Source organism: Mycobacterium sp. DBP42, from assembly GCF_005924235.1.
GTDB classification, from domain to species: Bacteria; Actinomycetota; Actinomycetes; order Mycobacteriales; family Mycobacteriaceae; genus Mycobacterium; species Mycobacterium syngnathidarum.
In genome coordinates, this window is the sequence record NZ_VCMY01000006.1 from 73382 (window position 1) to 89692 (window position 16311).

The following is a 16311-nucleotide window of genomic DNA, read 5'->3' on the forward strand; positions in this document are numbered from 1 at the left end:
TGCCATCGCGACACCCTGTGGATAACTCCGTTGGCCCCTGATCCGCACCCCAAGTTGAGACACTGGACGGGTGCGTTCACCTGCCCAGTGCTGGCTAACCGACATGGACGGCGTCCTGGTGCGCGAAGAACATGCGCTGCCGGGCGCCGCCGAGTTCCTGCAGACCCTGACGGACAAACAACGGCCGTTCCTGGTGTTGACCAACAACTCGATTTTCACGCCGCGTGATCTCGCGGCCCGATTGGCGCGTTCGGGGCTGGTGGTGCCCGAGGCATCGATCTGGACGTCGGCCCTGGCGACGGCGGCGTTCCTGGCCGACCAGCAGCCGGGCGGCTCGGCGTATGTGATCGGCGAGGCCGGGCTGACCACCGCTCTGCACGAGGTCGGTTACACCCTGACCGACATCGAGCCGGACTACGTGGTGTTGGGCGAGACCCGCACGTATTCGTTCGAGGCGATCACCAAGGCCGTTCGGCTGATTCTCGGCGGTGCCCGGTTCATCGCCACCAATCCCGATGTCTCGGGTCCGTCGGCCGAGGGCCCGTTGCCCGCGACCGGCTCGGTGGCGGCGATGATCACCAAGGCCACCGGTCGCGACCCCTACTTCGTCGGCAAGCCGAACCCGATGATGTTCCGCAGCGCGCTCAACCGGATCGCGGCGCATTCGGAGAACACCGTGATGGTGGGTGACCGGATGGACACCGACGTGGTGGCCGGGATCGAGGCCGGGTTGGAAACCATCCTGGTGCTCACCGGATCGACGTCAGTCTCCGACATCGAGCGGTTCCCCTTCCGGCCGAGCCGGGTATTGCCGTCGATCGCCGAGGCGATCGAGCTGATCTGAGATGACCAGCGAGCCCATCGACGCGTACTACACCGCAACGGTGTCGGCGCTCGGCACGCCGGGCCGAGGCGAGGCGCCCACGCTGAAGGTGCCGAATGCCTTGGCGCTCTTCGACGCCCAGCTGGGCAGCAGGCATTTGGACTTGGCCGCCCGGTGGCTGCGCGGCCAAGGCAAGGGCTTCTACACCATCGGATCTTCTGGGCACGAGGGCAATGCCGCTGTCGCCGCCGCGCTGCGGCTTACCGATCCTGCGCTGCTGCACTACCGCTCGGGCGGCTTCTACCTGGCGCGCGCCGCTCAGATCGGTGGTTGCGATCCGCTGCGCGACGTGCTGCTGGGGTTGGTGGCGGCCACGGCCGAACCGATCTCCGGTGGGCGGCACAAGGTGTTCGGCCGCCACGACCTGAACATCATTCCGCAGACCTCCACCATCGCCTCGCACCTGCCACGGGCGGTCGGGGTGGCCTTCTCGATCGCGCGCACCCGCAAGCTGGGTGTGCCATGCCCATGGCCGGACGACGCGGTGACGGTGTGTAGCTTCGGTGACGCCTCTGCGAACCACTCGACCACCGTCGGCGCGGTGAACGCCACGTTGCACGCCGCCTATCAGGGGCTTCCGATGCCGCTGCTGTTCGTCTGCGAGGACAACGGCATCGGAATCAGCACGCCGACACCGCGCGGCTGGATCGCCCGCGCGTATGGCGACCGTAAGGGGCTGCGGTACTTCGCCGCCGATGGCTGCGACCTCGTCGAGACGGTCGAAACGGCGCGTGCCGCAGCAGATTGGGTCCGCCGTGAACGCAAGCCGGCGTTCCTGCACCTTTGTACGGTGCGATTGATGGGGCATGCCGGTAGCGACTACGAGCAGGCCTACCGCGCGCCCGCCGACATCGTCGCCGACTATGAGCGTGATCCGGTGCTCAATACGGCGAGAATGCTGGTGGCCCATGGTGTGCTGACCCCCGAGCAGGCACTGCGACGTTACGAGGACAAGCGGGCCGAGGTGACGGAACTGGCTCGCGTGATCAGCGCCTGCCCGCAGTTGGACAGCGCACCCACGGTGATGCAGCCGCTGCGCGAAACACTCGACGACACCCGCGCCGTGTCCGTCGTCGCGCCGGGTGATCCCGGCGGCCCGCCGCTGACCCTGGCTCTGGCCATCAACCGGGCGCTGCAGGAGGTGCTCCACATCCACCCGGAGGCGATCGTGTTCGGCGAGGACATCGCCCGCAAGGGTGGGGTCTACGGGGTGACCCGCGGATTGCAGGCCACCGCGGGGCCCGCCCGGGTGTTCGATACCTTGCTCGACGAACAGACGATCCTCGGACTGGCGCTGGGGGCCGGGGTATCGGGCCTGCTGCCGATCCCGGAGATCCAGTACCTGGCCTATCTGCACAACGCCGGCGACCAGATCCGCGGTGAAGGGGCCACGCTGCAGTTCTTCTCGAAACGCCAATACCGCAACCCGATGGTGGTGCGGATCGCGGGCTACGGCTATCAGAAGGGGTTCGGCGGCCACTTTCACAACGACAACTCGATCGCGGCGGTCCGCGACATTCCCGGGGTGGTGATCGCCTCACCGTCGCGTCCCGATGATGCCGCGGCCATGCTGCACACGTGTGTCGTTGCTGCCAAAGATGCTGGCGCGGTGTGTGTTTACCTCGAACCGATCGCGCTGTACCACACCAAGGACCTCTACGCCGACGGTGATCAGTGCTGGCTGGCGCCCTATCCGAACCAACCCGTGCGCGTCGGTGCGGCCCGCACCTACGGTGACGGCACCGATCTGACCATTCTCACGTTCGGGAACGGTGTGTTCATGAGCCTGCGGGTGGCTCGGCGACTGGCCGGGGCCGGCATCGCGGCGCGGGTGGTCGATCTGCGTTGGTTGTCGCCGCTCCCGGTCGAGGACATGCTGCGCGAAGCGAATGTGAGCGGGCGGGTGCTCATCGTCGACGAGACCCGCCACACGGGGGGCGTGGGCGAGGGAGTGCTGGCGGAACTCACCGACCACGGCTACGCCGGGGCGGTGCAGCGGGTCGCCAGTGCCGACAGTTTCATCCCGCTCGGTGATGCCGCGCTGCAGGTGCTGTTGTCCGAGGACACCATCGAGGCCGCCGCGGTGAAACTGGTGAGCGCACGATAGCTTGACTGCCATGGCCGACTCTGTAACGCCGGACCCGACCCGCCCGCTGGCGGGCATACGGATCATCGAGATTTCCAGTTTCGTCGCGGTACCGCTGGCCGGCATGACCCTGGCTCAGCTGGGCGCCGAGGTGGTGCGGGTCGACCCGATCGGCGGGGCTGCCGACTATCACCGCTGGCCGCTGACCGACGGCGGCGAAAGTATCTACTGGGCCGGCCTGAACAAGGGCAAGCGATCGGTGGCTGCCGACATGCGCTCGCCCGAGGGGCAGCAGCTGGTGCAGCGCCTGATCGCCGAAGCCGGCGTTCTCATCACAAATGTTGCTGGGCGGCAATGGCATTCATATGACGTGCTGGCGGCGCTGCGGCCTGACCTGATCCACGTCGAGGTGTCCGGCCGAGCCGACGGCGGTACCGGGGTGGATTACACGGTCAACGCCGGGCTGGGTTTCCCGCTGGTCACCGGGCCGTCGCAGCTGTCCACCCCGGTCAACCACGTGCTGCCGGCCTGGGATGTCAGCTGCGGGTTGTACGTGGCGCTGGCAGTCAGTACCGCGCTGCGTCACCGCGATTCCACGGGTGAGGGCGCCAGGGTCAGCATCCCGCTGGAGAACGTCGCTCTCGCCACCGCAGGCAATCTCGGATTCCTCACCGAGGTGATGATCAACGGCACCGGACGCGAACGGCTCGGCAACACGCTCTACGGCACATACGGGCAGAACTTCACCAGCAGTGATGGCGTGGGCTTCATGCTGGTGGCGCTCACCGGCCGGCACTTCCGTGACCTCACCGAGGTGACCGGCACCACCAAAGCCGTTGCCGCACTTGCCGAGGCCTTCGGTGCGGACTTCAGCGACGAAGGCCAGCGTTACGTTCACCGCGACGCGCTGACCGGACTGTTCACCCTGTGGTTTTCCGAACACACCGCCGACGAGATCAGCGCGGCGTTGTCGGGAACCTCGGTGCTGTGGGAGCGGTACCGCAGCTTCGCCGAGGTGGCCGTCGACCACCGCGTAGTGGCCAACCCGCTGTTCACCCCGCTGGAGCAGCCAGGCATCGGCACCTACCTGGCGCCGGGCCTGCCCATGTCCATCGGCGGGATGTATCCGTCTGCGGTCCCCGCGCCCGCCCTCGGCGATGACACCACCACAGTGCTGGCCGAACATCTCGGCCTCGGGGCCGACGAGATCGTGGCGCTGACCGAATCCGGCACCGTTGCGACGGGTACCGACCAGCGATGAGCGATCTGCTGAATCTTCTTGAGGTGCGCGGGACCAACCCCGACGGTGACGTGTTCACTGGGCCGGCCAGTGGTCCGGCCGGCAAACGGGCCTACGGCGGTCTGCTGGCCGCCCAGAGCCTGGCGGCGGCCTGCCGGACCGTGGGGGAGGACCGGTCACCGACCAACATGCACCTGCAGTTCCTGCGTGGTGGAAACGCCGGGGAAGCAGCCGAATATCGCGTGCAGCAGGTGTACGACGGGCGTACCGCCTCGGCTCGGCGGGTCGAATCGTATGAGCACGGCCGCATGCTCACCACGGCCACGGTGTCGTTCGCGACGGAACTAGCCGGCCCCGAACACGGTATCGGTGCGATGCCGCACGATCCCGAGGTGCTGCCCTGCACCGGGCCCCGCGGGCCCGCACCATCGTTGCCACTCGACGAGTTCGACATCCGTATCGCCGACGAGGGATCCGGGGAGGATTTCGTGCGCCGGATGTGGTGGCGGGTCACCACCGCCCTGCCCGAGGATCCGTTGGTGCACATGCTGATTGCGGTCTACATCACCGACCTGTACGGAATCGATCCGGCGCTGGCCGTGCACGGGCACAGCATGCGTTCGCGGAGTCACCGCAGTGGCACCACGGATTCCTCGATCTGGTTTCACCGTCCGGTGCGGGCCGGGGAGTGGAACCTGTTGGAGTCACGTTCACCGGCCACCGTGCGGGGCCGCGGGCTGATCACGTCGAGCCTGTTGCGCGCCGACGGTGCGGTGGCGGCCACCTTGGTGCAGGAGGGATTGGTCGCCGACCGCGTGCCGGAATGATCGACTGCCATCCAGGCTGCCGACGCCTGTGGATGGAATCCACGCTGGGGATAACTCAGGCCTGAGGGGTCGATTCTGTCGGACCTGGTCAGCACGGTGTGGTCATGAGTTCTATGACACGGGCCGAGATCGGCGCACTGGGTGAACAGTTGGCCGTCGAGCACCTGGCGGCGCAGGGGTTGCGCATGCTGACGCGCAATTGGCGCTGCCGTTATGGCGAACTCGACGTGATCGCCGAAGAGGTCGCGACGAACACCGTGGTGTTCGTCGAGGTGAAGACTCGCACCGGCGACGGGTTCGGTGGGCTTGCCGAGGCGGTGACGGCGCAGAAAGTGCGTCGGATCCGACGGTTGGCGGCGCTGTGGCTGACCGAGCAGGAGGTGCGTTTCGCCGCGCTGCGCCTCGACGTGATCGGGGTGCGGATCGGGCACCGCCGGGAACCTGAGCTGACACACCTCAAGGGGGTGGGCTGAAATGGGTTTGGGCAGAGCCTATTCGGTGGCCGTGCGGGCGGTGGACGGCGTGATCGTGGAGATCGAGGCAGACATCACCTCGGGGCTGCCCGGGGTGCATCTGGTGGGGCTGCCCGATACGGCATTGCAGGAATCACGTGATCGGGTACGCGCAGCGATCACCAACTGTGGCAACACCTGGCCGATGTCGCGGCTGACGTTGGCGCTGTCACCGGCCACCTTGCGCAAGGTCGGGTCGGTGTATGACCTGGCGCTGGCCGCGGCAGTGCTCTCGGCGCACACCAAGACGGTCTGGGCCCGGTTGGAGAAGTCGGTGCTGCTGGGCGAACTCGCGCTCGACGGCCGCGTCCGTCCGGTCCACGGCATCCTGCCCGCGGTGCTCGCCGCCAAGGCCGAGGGCTGGCCCTTGGTGGTGGTGCCCGTCGACAACCTGGCCGAGGCGAGTTTGGTGGACGGGATCGAGGTGTGCGGTGTGCGCACCTTGGGTCAACTGCAGACCTGGCTGGACGGCAAAGGCGATCTGGTCGCCCGGGTCGCCGCGCCCGGGCGGGCGCCGGAGCCCACGTCCGATCTCGCCGACGTGGTCGGTCAGGCTCAGGCGCGATACGCCCTGGAAGTCGCCGCCGCGGGTGCTCATCACCTGCTGCTCACCGGCCCGCCCGGCATCGGTAAAACGATGCTGGCGCAGCGTCTTCCGGGCTTGTTGCCACCGCTGTCGCAGAGCGAGTCGCTGGAGGTGACCGCGATTCACTCGGTGGCGGGGTTGCTGGCCGGGGATACCCCGTTGATAACCCGACCGCAGTTTGTCGCTCCGCACCACACGTCGTCGGTGGCGGCACTGGTCGGGGGAGGAAGTGGTTTCGCCCGTCCGGGGGCGGTCAGCCGGGCACATCGTGGCGTACTGTTTCTCGACGAATTCGCCGAAATGGGTACCAGGGCGCTGGAAGCACTACGAACTCCCTTGGAGGATGGTGAGATTCGGCTGGCCCGTCGCGACGGCGTGGCATGTTACCCGGCCCGGTTTCAATTGGTTCTGGCGGCGAACCCGTGCCCGTGCGCACCGCCCAAATCGGAGGATTGCGTCTGTTCGGCTCAGGCCAAGCTGCGATACCGCGGCAAGCTGTCGGGACCGTTGGTGGACCGCGTCGACCTGCAGGTGGAATTGCACCCGGTGACCGTCGGGGCGTTCACCCCACAGGCCGGCGAGTCCAGCGCCGTGGTGGGGGAGCGGGTTGCCATCGCTCGCCTTGCCGCCCAACAACGGTGGAAGCCGTACGGAATCGGTACCAACGCCGAGGTACGTGGCCCGCTGCTACGACGCGAGTTCCGCTTGCCCAAACCCGCCATGGAACCGTTGCGGTTCGCACTCGACCGGGGGCTGATCAGCATGCGCGGGGCCGACCGGAGTTTGAGAGTGGCTTGGACGTTGGCCGATCTGGCCGGTCGGACGATGCCGGCCCGCGAAGACGTGGCCACGGCGTTGAGCTTCCGTCAGGTAGGCGGTGTGTCATGACCGATGAGGTGCGGCGGGCGTGGGCCTACCTGTCACGGGTCGCCGAGCCGCCATGCGCAGAGTTGACGGCCTTGGTCGCAAAGGTCGGCCCGGTCGAGGCGGCCGGCCGAGTCAAGGCTGGTGACATCGAGCCGGAGTTGTTCAGCCGGATCGAGGCGCGCCGCGAATTGGATTGTGCGGTACATGATCTCGACATGATCGATCGAATGGGTGGCCGGCTGATCACCCCCGATGACGGTGAATGGCCGTTGCTGAGCTTTCGGGCATTGGGCGTACCCAAGGACCGCAAGCGGTCCAACGATCATCCGCCGTTGGTGCTGTGGGCGGCCGGTCCGGTGCGGCTCGACGAGGCGGCTGAGCGCTCCGCGGCGATCGTCGGTACCCGCGCGGCCACCGCCTACGGGGAGCATGTCGCCGCTGAACTCGCCGCCGGGCTGGTCGAGCGCGATGTCACGGTGGTGTCCGGTGGGGCCTACGGCATCGACGGCGCAGCACACCGCGCTGCCCTGGCATGTGAGGGCGTGACGGTCGCGATCGTGGCCGGCGGTATCGACAACCCGTACCCGGCGGGGCACAGTGCGTTGTTTCACCGGATCCGCCAGGAGTGCCTGTTGATCAGCGAGTATCCGCCGGGGGTAGCACCCGGTCGGCTACGGTTTCTCACCCGCAACCGGCTGGTCGCGGCGCTGTCGGGGGCGACGGTGGTGGTCGAGGCTGGGTTGCGCAGTGGCGCGGCCAATACCGCGGCGTGGGCCAAGTTGCTGGGCCGCTCGGTGTGCGCGGTCCCGGGCCCGGTCACCTCGGCCGCATCGGCGGGCTGTCATGCGCTGCTCCGCGGTGACGCCAGGCTGGTCGGCCGCGCCGAAGAGATCGTCGAACTCGTTGGCCGCATAGGCGAACTCGCACCGCAGGAGGAACATCCGACCGGGCCGCTGGATCAGCTCGCACCGGCCGAGAAACAGGTCTACGACGCACTGCCGGCGCGCGGTGCCCACACTGTCGACGAGATCGCGATGCTCGCCGCGCTACCACCACATCAGATCCTGGGGCCTTTGGCGACGCTGGAGCTCGCAGGGTTGATCGAAGGCGTCGACGGATGCTGGCGCATCGCGCGCCGGCGACGGGTGCGGTCGTCGTAAATGACGCCTGCGTAGACCTGGGCGCAATCGGTTCGATTGGCTGCAGGGCGAGCTGGCCCGGTGTTAGTTTGCACCCATCGAGTGAGCTCACGACCCAGGCGCAACGCCGGACCGCACCGGCGTACGCCGGGCTTGGGGAGGGTCCGACATGAGCACAGCCGCCGAACGCGCCGCCCAACTGGGTTTGGTCGCTCGCCTCAAATCGGCATACCCAGAACTGCCCGATGCGCCGACACCGGATCTGCTCGACCATGACAAGTTCACCGCCTACATGAAGCCCGTGCACGATGTCGGCGGGGAGCCGGATGCCCCGATGAAGTACGAGAACAAGGACTACGAGTATTGGGAGCACATGACCTATGTCATCTGCGAAGTCCTTGCCTGGCGCGGCATCTGGCTGTCCGAGGAACGGCGGCGGATGGGCAACGTCGACGTCGGGCGTGCGGTCTATCTGGGCTTTCCGTACTACGGCCGTTGGCTCCTGTCGGTGGCGCGTGTCCTCGTCGAGAAGCATCACATCGGTTTGACCGAACTGTCCGAGCGGATGGCCGAAGTCCAGGAACGCTACGCCGGCGGTCTGTCCGGTAGGCGGCTCGAGGCCCAGCCGAAGTGCGAAGGCGACGGTTCGAACGTCAAGCGCAACAGCCACGTCGTGCACGCCAAAGGAAAAGGCGATCCGCAGGTGTATGCGGGCCGCGCCGGGACACCCAAGTTCAAGGTTGGCGATGCGGTGGTGGTGCGCGAATTGCCGGTGCTGTTCTATACCCGCACCCCCGAATACGTCCGCGGCGCACGCGGCGAGATCGCCGCGGTGGCATACGAGAGCCCGGCAGCCGAAGACGAAACCTGGGACCGTACCGAGGCCACACCCGAATGGTTCTACGTCGTCAGCTTCACCATGGCGACACTGTGGGACGGCTACACCGGCACGTCCACCGACACGCTGAGAACAGAGATTCCCGAGCACTGGTTGCAGGCGGTCAGCTGACGTCGTCAGCCTCCTCAAGAAGGGCGCACCATGGCAGAGCACGACCATGACCACGACCACGAGCGCACCGTCAAGCCGATGGTCGACGAGATCACCGACTTCGAGGTACTCGAGATCGCGTTGCGCGAATTATGTATCGAAAAAGGAATTTTCACCGCAGAAGAGCACCGGCTGTTCACCGAGTTCGCCGAACAGATCGGACCGACCCCGGCCGCCCGGCTGGTCGCCCGAGCCTGGCTGGACCCCGACTTCAAACAGCTGGCCGTGGCCGAGCCGATGACAGCCAGCAAGGAAGTCGGTGTCGACTGGCTGGAGCCCACCGGATTCGGGACACCGAGCGACTTCACCGCATTTCAGATCCTCGAAGACACCCCCACCGTGCACCATGTGATCGTGTGTGCGCTGTGCTCGTGTTATCCGCGGCCGATTCTCGGCAATTCGCCCGAGTGGTACCGGACCCCCAACTACCGGCGCCGCCTCGTCCGTTGGCCGAGGCAGGTGCTGGCAGAGTTCGGGCTGTACCTGCCCGGCAGTGTTGACGTGCGCGTGCAAGATTCGAATCAGAAGCATCGCTTCATGGTCATGCCGATGCGTCCGGCGGGCACCGACGGCTGGACCGAGGATCAGCTCACCGAGATCATCACCCGCGACTGCCTCATCGGTGTGGCACTGCCCAAGGCCGGTGTGACCACCAACGTCGTCACCGACACCCGGCCTGCGATGCATCCCGCCGGTGACTGAGGAGCCCCGGATGAGTGCATCGTATGACCCGGTACCGCTGGGGGACGACCCAATTCCGACGCTCGCGCGGATCGTCGAACGCAATCAGGTATGGCCACGGATGGCCGAGAAATACGGCGTCGAAAACCTGGTTCCCCCCTGGAAGACCAGCCTCGACGGTTTCTGCGACGCCCTCGACCGTGCCGCCTGCGACATCGGGGTGCCTGATTTCAAACAACGCCGCGACGAGGAAGACCTGCTGTCGACCACTGTCTATGCCGACCTGCCGTACCCCGAGAACCAACTCGTGGCCCTTGCTCACTCGTTGCTGGCCCGTGGCGTGATCACCGAGTCCGAGCTGCAGAGGAGGCTGGCAGCGGTCCGGAGGCGACTCGAGGCCTGAATCACGGAGCCCCCAAGCCGGCGTCTGGTCTCCGTATAGTCGATGAGGTCGGCTAATCAATGAGCGGCAGAAACTTTTGGAGGCGCCATGGCAGGACGGCCCGTGCACACGTTTCAGGTGGTGCATCGCGAGCAGTTGACCGACCATATCGTCCGCCTGGTACTGGGTGGATCCGGCGAGGGCACGGGCTTTGACACGTTCTCGCCCAACGACTTCAGCGATGCCTACGCCAAACTCGTCATCGTTCCGGCGAATGTGGATGTGTCGGTGCTCCCGAAGCCCTTGACGCTGGACAGCTTTCAGGAGCTGCCCGCTGAACTCCGACCGACGGTGCGTACCTACACGGTGCGCAAAGTCGACAAGGAGCGCGGCGAGATCACCATCGATTTCGTCGTGCACGGCGAGCAGGGCGTGGCCGCCCCATGGGCCGCAGCGGCGGTACCAGGCCAACCCGCCTACCTGATGGGGCCCAGCGGGGCCTACACCCCCGACCCGGCCGCCGACTGGCACCTGCTTGCCGGAGACGAATCGGCGCTGCCGGCCATCGCGGCCGCGTTGGAGGCCTTACCCGACAATGCGATCGGCAAGGTTTTCATCGAGGTGGCCGGTCCGCAGGAAGAAGTCGAGCTGACCGCCCCCGCCGGGGTCGAGGTCAACTGGATCCATCGCGGCGGTCGTGCCGACATGGTGGGTGACGACCACGCTGGAGACAACGCACCGCTGATCGCCGCGGTGAAGGAGGCCGCCTGGCTGCCGGGCCAGGTTCAGGTGTTCATCCACGGCGAGGCCCAAGCCGTCATGCACAACTTGCGCCCCTACATCCGCAAGGAACGAGGCGTCGCCGCGAAGTGGGCGGCGTCGATCTCGGGATATTGGCGCCGTGGGCGCACCGAGGAGACTTTCCGGCAGTGGAAGGCCGAGTTGGCAAAAGCCGAGGCCGACACCGCCGGCTGAGTCCGAGTGCCATCCAGGACGGGTCCGGGATGGCAAGGTAGCCGTCATGGCATACGGCGACTACCAACTCGAGATCTACCTGCAGGGGCTGTCCGGCGTGCTGCCGACCATGCCGATGGACTATGCGAGCCTGGAGGCCAAAGCCCAAGCCGCCATGCCGGCATCGATCTGGTCCTATGTGGCCGGGGGCGCCGGTGACGAACGAACTCAGCGGGTCAACCGCACGGCGTTCGACCGGTGGGGTCTGATCCCGCGCATGTTCAACGCGCACCGCGAGCGCGATCTGTCCGTGGATCTGTTCGGGCTGCAACTGCCCTCGCCGTTGTTCATGGCACCGATCGGGGTGCTGGGCATCTGCGGTCAGGACGGTCACGGAGACCTGGCCGGTGCCCGCGCCGCCGCCCGCACCGGGGTGCCCATGGTGGTGTCCACCCTGACCGAGGATCCGCTGGAAGACGTCGCCGCCGAATTCGGCGAGACCCCAGGCTTTTTCCAGTTGTATACGCCGACCGACAAAGACCTGGCCGCCAGCCTGGTGCGGCGCGCCGAGGCGGCCGGGTACAAGGGCATCGTCGTCACGCTCGACACCTGGGTGCCGGGGTGGCGCCCGCGGGACCTGGCCACGTCGAACTTTCCGCAGCTCCGCGGAAAGTGCCTGTCCAACTACACCAGTGACCCGGTGTTCCGGGCCGGCCTGCAGCAAGCACCCGAGGAGAACCCGCAGGCCACCGTGCTGCGCTGGGTGAGCCTGTTCGGCAACCCGCTGACCTGGGATGACCTTCCGTGGCTGCGGTCGCTGACGAAGCTGCCACTGATCCTGAAGGGCATCTGTCACCCCGACGACGTCCGCCGCGCCAAGGACGGGGGCGCCGACGGCATCTACTGCTCCAATCATGGTGGGCGCCAAGCCAATGGCGGTCTGCCCGCCATCGATTGCCTGCCCGGTGTGGTCGAGGCAGCCGACGGGTTGCCGGTGTTGTTCGATTCGGGAATCCGCAACGGGGCCGACATCGTCAAAGCGCTCGCGTTGGGTGCCACCGCAGTCGGCGTCGGCCGCCCGTATGCGTACGGCCTGGCGCTGGGTGGGGCCGACGGCATCGTGCACGTGCTGCGGTCGTTGCTCGCCGAGGCCGACCTGATCATGGGCGTCGACGGGTATCCGACGCTGGCCGATCTCACGCCCGATGCCCTGCGTCGGGTGGACTGACCGCCTCACCGCTTGCGAACGAGACTGCGTCACCCCTCGACGGGTCGCGGTCCGTAAGCATCGAGCCCGCCCCCTGCATCACATCACGCTGGAGTGGCATCCGAACTCGATGGCCACTCCAGCATGACGAAGTGGAAGTAAAAAGCCAGCTCATGCTGTCTGGTCAATGATTCTTCATCCGTGTAGCATTTTCCTTCATGAGTGTAGAAACCGTCCGACGCAGGGCCGCCCACCTGGGGCCCGAGCGGCGGCGCCCACAGGTGCTGGATGCGGCCCTGGCGATCGCGGTGACGGAGGGGGTCGCCGCGGTCACGATCGGCGCGGTGGCTCAGCGACTCAAGGTCACCCGGCCGGTTGTGTACTCGTGTTTCCCTGACCGGGTCGAATTGCTGAGGGCATTGCTCGAGCGGGAATTGGCGCTGCTGGTCCAGGGGGCAATCGACGCGCTGCCCCACGGTCGCGCCGACGCCGACGAAACCGTCTTCGTCGAGGGTTTCCAAGCCCTACTTGAGGCCGTCGCCGGGCGCCCTGATTCCTGGCGGCTCGTGATGAGCGCCGACCCGGACCCGGCCGTGGCCAAGCACTTCCGCAATGGTCGCGCGCTGATGGTCGGCAAGGTCTCCCGCCGGTTGGCGCCCACGCTGCAACGTTGGGGTACCACCGACGCCGACAAGAAGCTACCTGTGCTGGTCGAGCAGTTCGTCTCCACCTGTGAAGGCGCGGTGCGGACCTTGTTGCATGACGACGGAAAAGACTGGACCCCAAATTCATTGGGTGAATTCATCGGATCGGCCACCTATCGGGCGTTTCGCTCCGCCTGAGTTAGAACTGAGGAGTTGTCACATGTCTGATCTTCAGCCGATGGCTGATTACGGGTTCTTCGGACCGGATTCGGTGACGTGGAAGGTCTGGGGTCATGCGACCACGCCGATCATCGGACTGCAGCGCGCGGTGGTGGTCGAGGAACTCGACCCTGCGCTGATCGCCGCGGTCGATACCACCGGTGCCAACTACGATCGACCCCGCACCCGCTACGACCGGACCGTGCGCTACTTCGCGATGGTCGCCTTCGCCGACACCGAATCGGTGCTCAAAGCCGCCGACGTGCTCGTGAAAGTTCACTCGAAAGCCATTGGCACCGAACCCCTGAGTGGCAACAAGTACGACGCGAACGACCCGGATTCGCAGCTGTGGATCCTGCTCACCGGCTGGCACTCGGTGCTCAAGGCCTACGAATGCTACGGCGGCGGAAAACTGACGGCGGAGGAGGAGGCCCGCTACTGGCAGGACTGCGCACGCGCCGCAGAGTTCCAGACCTGCGATCCGGCCGATGTCCCGCGGACCCGCGAAGGTATCAACGCCTACTTCGAACAGATGCGGCCGCACCTTGCGGTCAGCGAGGCCGCCCGCGCCATGATGGACCACCTGCTCAACGCCAAGGTGGTGCTGCCGCCCGCGCCGCGCATCGCGAGGCCGGCCATCGAGATTCTCAACCGGTTTCTGCGGGCGGGCACCATCGCCACCATGCCACGGTGGATGCGCAAGCTCAGCGGATTCGATCAGCCGCGCGCGGTCGACCTGGCCGTACGGCCGGTGCTCAAGCTCGGGTTCGGCGTCGTCGACCGGGTACCGCGGCTGAAGCTGTTGGTGGCCAAGATCATTGCGCCGTCCGTGGCACCGATCGCCGGCCCTTATATCATGGGCATCCCGCCGCGGTCCGCCGAAGTGCTCAGCCCGGAAGAAGGACGCAGGCGCTACGGCTACGTCAAACCCGCCGACGCGCACCACGAGCTGCGGGCCCGCCAGCACGAGCGGGTGTTCGGGCAGGGGCAACTGCCCAGCGATGAAGGCCTCATCGAATCTCAGTCCTATCTAGGGAGTTTGGCGTGACCACACGATCGGATGTCCTGTTCGACCCGAACCGGACCGACTTCGACCAGTTCGACACCAGAACCCGGGAGATCTTCCGGGCCACCATCGATTTCTTCGAGTCGCACGGCAAGCGCTGGCTCAAGCAGCAGGACCGGGATCGGGTCTGGTACAGCGATTTTCTCGATCTGGTCAAGCGGGAGGCCATCTTCGCGACATTCCTGACGCCGGCCTCGCAGGCCGACGGCGACCCAGACAAGCGCTGGGACACCGCGCGCAATGCCATGTACAGCCAGATCCTGGGGTTCTACGGCATGCAGTACTGGTATGTCTGGCAGGTGACGATCCTCGGGCTCGGGCCGATCTGGCAATCGGAGAATGAGATCGCGCGCAAAAAGGCTGCCGCCCTGCTCGACTCGGGGGAGATCTTCGCGTTCGGACTGTCCGAGCAGTCCCACGGCGCCGACGTCTACTCCACCGACATGATGCTGGAACCCAGACCAGACGGTTCATATACCGCGACCGGTGGCAAGTACTACATCGGCAACGGGAATCTCGCCGGCATGGTCTCGGTATTCGGCCGTCGCTCCGACAAACCGATCATCGACAGTTCCGATCTCGATCGGCGCCGTCCCGAGCAGGACTTCGAGGGATACCTGTTCTTCGCCGCCGACAGCCAACATTCGAGCTACCACCTGCGTAAGAACGTCGTCGACGGCCAGATGTACGTCGCGGCGTTCGACCTGGAGGACTATCGGGTCAGCGCGGACGACATCCTGCATGCGGGCAAGGCGGCCTTCAACGCCGCGATCAACACCGTCAACATCGGCAAGTTCAACCTCGGATTCGGGGCGATCGGGGCGTGTGAGCACGCCATGTACGAGGCCGTCACCCACGCCGAGAACCGTGTGCTGTTCGGCCAGCGGGTCACCGAATTCCCGCAGATCCGCCGCATGCTCGCCGACGGCTACGCCCGTCTGGTCGGGATGAAGCTCTACAGCGAGCGGGCGATCGACTACATGCGCAGCGCGAACCCGAACGACCGGCGCTACCTGCTGTTCAACGCGATCGAGAAGATGAACGTCACCCGCGAGGGCGAGAAGATCGTCACGCTGCTCGCCGACACCATCGCGGCGCGGGCCTTCGAATCCGACATGTACTTCACCATGGCGCTGCTGGGGCTCACCGGCCTGCCGCGCCTGGAGGGCACGGTGCACGTCAACATGGCACTGTCGCTGAAGTTCATGCAGAACTACATGTTCGGCGCGTCGGATGCCGGCCTGGCCGCGTTGAACCTACTGCCGGTCGGGCGGGCTCCGGCTCCGGTGCTCGGTGCGCTCGCCGGAGGCCTGCGGGCGGCCGGCGGCGCCATCGCTGGTTTGCCGGTGGCGCAACGGATTCCGCAACTCAAGCCGCTGCTGGTCGAGCTACCGGAAATCCCGACCCGCCGGGATGCGGCCAACGACGACTTCTTGTTCCGGCAGGGGCCGAGCAGTGGGCTGGCGAAGATCAGGTTCGGCGACTGGCAGTCGGTGCTGCACCGGTTCTCGTCGACGCCGAATGTCGCGGTCTTCCTCGACCAGGCCCAGGCGTTGCAAACGCTGCTCGCGGTGGCCACGCCCAACGCCGAGCAGCAGCGCAACGTGGACTTCCTGTTCGCGATCGGGGAGATGTTCACCCTCATCCCGTACGCCCAGCTGATCCTCGAGCAGGCCGAGATCGAAGCGATCGACGCCAACCTGATCGACCAGCTGTTCGAGGTGCTCGTCACCGACATGGCCACGCACGCGACCAAGCTGCATTGCCACCCCGATGCCACGGCGGTGCAACAGCAGCGTGCCCTCGACATCGTCAAGCAACCGGTGGCCGACGCCGCACGCCGCGATCGTGTGGTGACCGCCGCACGCGGACTGGCCGGCCGCTACGAGATGACCCCGTGATGGTCACGCGACGGTAGCGGCTCGGCGCGTCGGCTGCAGGGCCGGCGGACTTCTGCCACCGTGGCAGGG

Annotated in this window: 15 protein-coding genes; all 15 read left to right on the forward strand. The window is 66.5% G+C overall.

The genetic code is table 11. The features are described from left to right. Window positions 1-70: 70 nt before the first annotated feature. The 15 genes from E0T84_RS09115 (at window position 71) to E0T84_RS09185 (ending at window position 16242) form a co-directional block, all read left to right on the forward strand. Window positions 71-844, forward strand: coding sequence for an HAD-IIA family hydrolase (locus E0T84_RS09115; protein ID WP_070944149.1), 774 nt, complete (start codon window positions 71-73; stop codon window positions 842-844). 1 nt (window position 845) lies between these two features. Continuing rightward, on the forward strand, window positions 846-2990 hold the full coding sequence (locus tag E0T84_RS09120; RefSeq protein WP_138744256.1) for a thiamine pyrophosphate-dependent enzyme: 2145 nt from the start codon (window positions 846-848) through the stop codon (window positions 2988-2990). Between the two features lie 10 nt (window positions 2991-3000). Then, window positions 3001-4230, forward strand: coding sequence for a CoA transferase (locus tag E0T84_RS09125; protein WP_138744257.1), 1230 nt, complete (start codon window positions 3001-3003; stop codon window positions 4228-4230). Then, complete coding sequence (locus E0T84_RS09130) at window positions 4227-5036, forward strand: acyl-CoA thioesterase II (protein WP_138744258.1); 810 nt, start codon at window positions 4227-4229, stop codon at window positions 5034-5036. Before E0T84_RS09125 ends, E0T84_RS09130 begins: the two co-directional genes overlap by 4 nt. A gap of 104 nt (window positions 5037-5140) precedes the next feature. After that, entirely contained in the window at window positions 5141-5509 is a 369-nt protein-coding gene (locus E0T84_RS09135; RefSeq protein WP_070187906.1) for a YraN family protein, read from the forward strand. Window position 5510: 1 nt separating this feature from the next. Next, on the forward strand, window positions 5511-7022 hold the full coding sequence (locus E0T84_RS09140) for a YifB family Mg chelatase-like AAA ATPase (RefSeq protein WP_070187907.1): 1512 nt from the start codon (window positions 5511-5513) through the stop codon (window positions 7020-7022). After that, complete coding sequence (gene dprA, locus E0T84_RS09145; protein ID WP_138744259.1) at window positions 7019-8161, forward strand: DNA-processing protein DprA; 1143 nt, start codon at window positions 7019-7021, stop codon at window positions 8159-8161. The genes E0T84_RS09140 and dprA overlap by 4 nt, the downstream gene beginning before the upstream one ends. Window positions 8162-8309: 148 nt before the next feature. Continuing rightward, window positions 8310-9149, forward strand: coding sequence for an SH3-like domain-containing protein (locus E0T84_RS09150; RefSeq protein WP_138744260.1), 840 nt, complete (start codon window positions 8310-8312; stop codon window positions 9147-9149). Between the two features lie 30 nt (window positions 9150-9179). Continuing rightward, the gene (gene scnC, locus E0T84_RS09155; RefSeq protein ID WP_138744261.1) at window positions 9180-9890 is read left to right on the forward strand and encodes a thiocyanate hydrolase subunit gamma; all 711 of its coding nucleotides are present in this window, start codon (window positions 9180-9182) and stop codon (window positions 9888-9890) included. Between the two features lie 10 nt (window positions 9891-9900). Continuing rightward, a complete protein-coding gene (locus E0T84_RS09160; RefSeq protein ID WP_138744262.1) occupies window positions 9901-10272 on the forward strand; it encodes a thiocyanate hydrolase in 372 nt (123 codons plus the stop codon). 87 nt (window positions 10273-10359) lie between these two features. Then, window positions 10360-11226: a siderophore-interacting protein gene (locus E0T84_RS09165; RefSeq protein ID WP_138744263.1), complete on the forward strand. Its 867-nt coding sequence runs from the start codon at window positions 10360-10362 to the stop codon at window positions 11224-11226. A 46-nt stretch (window positions 11227-11272) separates the two neighbouring features. Further along, on the forward strand, window positions 11273-12433 hold the full coding sequence (locus E0T84_RS09170; protein ID WP_138744264.1) for an alpha-hydroxy-acid oxidizing protein: 1161 nt from the start codon (window positions 11273-11275) through the stop codon (window positions 12431-12433). A gap of 197 nt (window positions 12434-12630) precedes the next feature. Next, window positions 12631-13254, forward strand: coding sequence for a TetR/AcrR family transcriptional regulator (locus tag E0T84_RS09175; protein ID WP_138744265.1), 624 nt, complete (start codon window positions 12631-12633; stop codon window positions 13252-13254). Between the two features lie 22 nt (window positions 13255-13276). Further along, on the forward strand, window positions 13277-14323 hold the full coding sequence (locus tag E0T84_RS09180; protein WP_138744266.1) for an oxygenase MpaB family protein: 1047 nt from the start codon (window positions 13277-13279) through the stop codon (window positions 14321-14323). Then, window positions 14320-16242, forward strand: coding sequence for an acyl-CoA dehydrogenase (locus tag E0T84_RS09185; protein ID WP_138744267.1), 1923 nt, complete (start codon window positions 14320-14322; stop codon window positions 16240-16242). Before E0T84_RS09180 ends, E0T84_RS09185 begins: the two co-directional genes overlap by 4 nt. The last annotated feature ends 69 nt before the right edge of the window (window positions 16243-16311 follow it).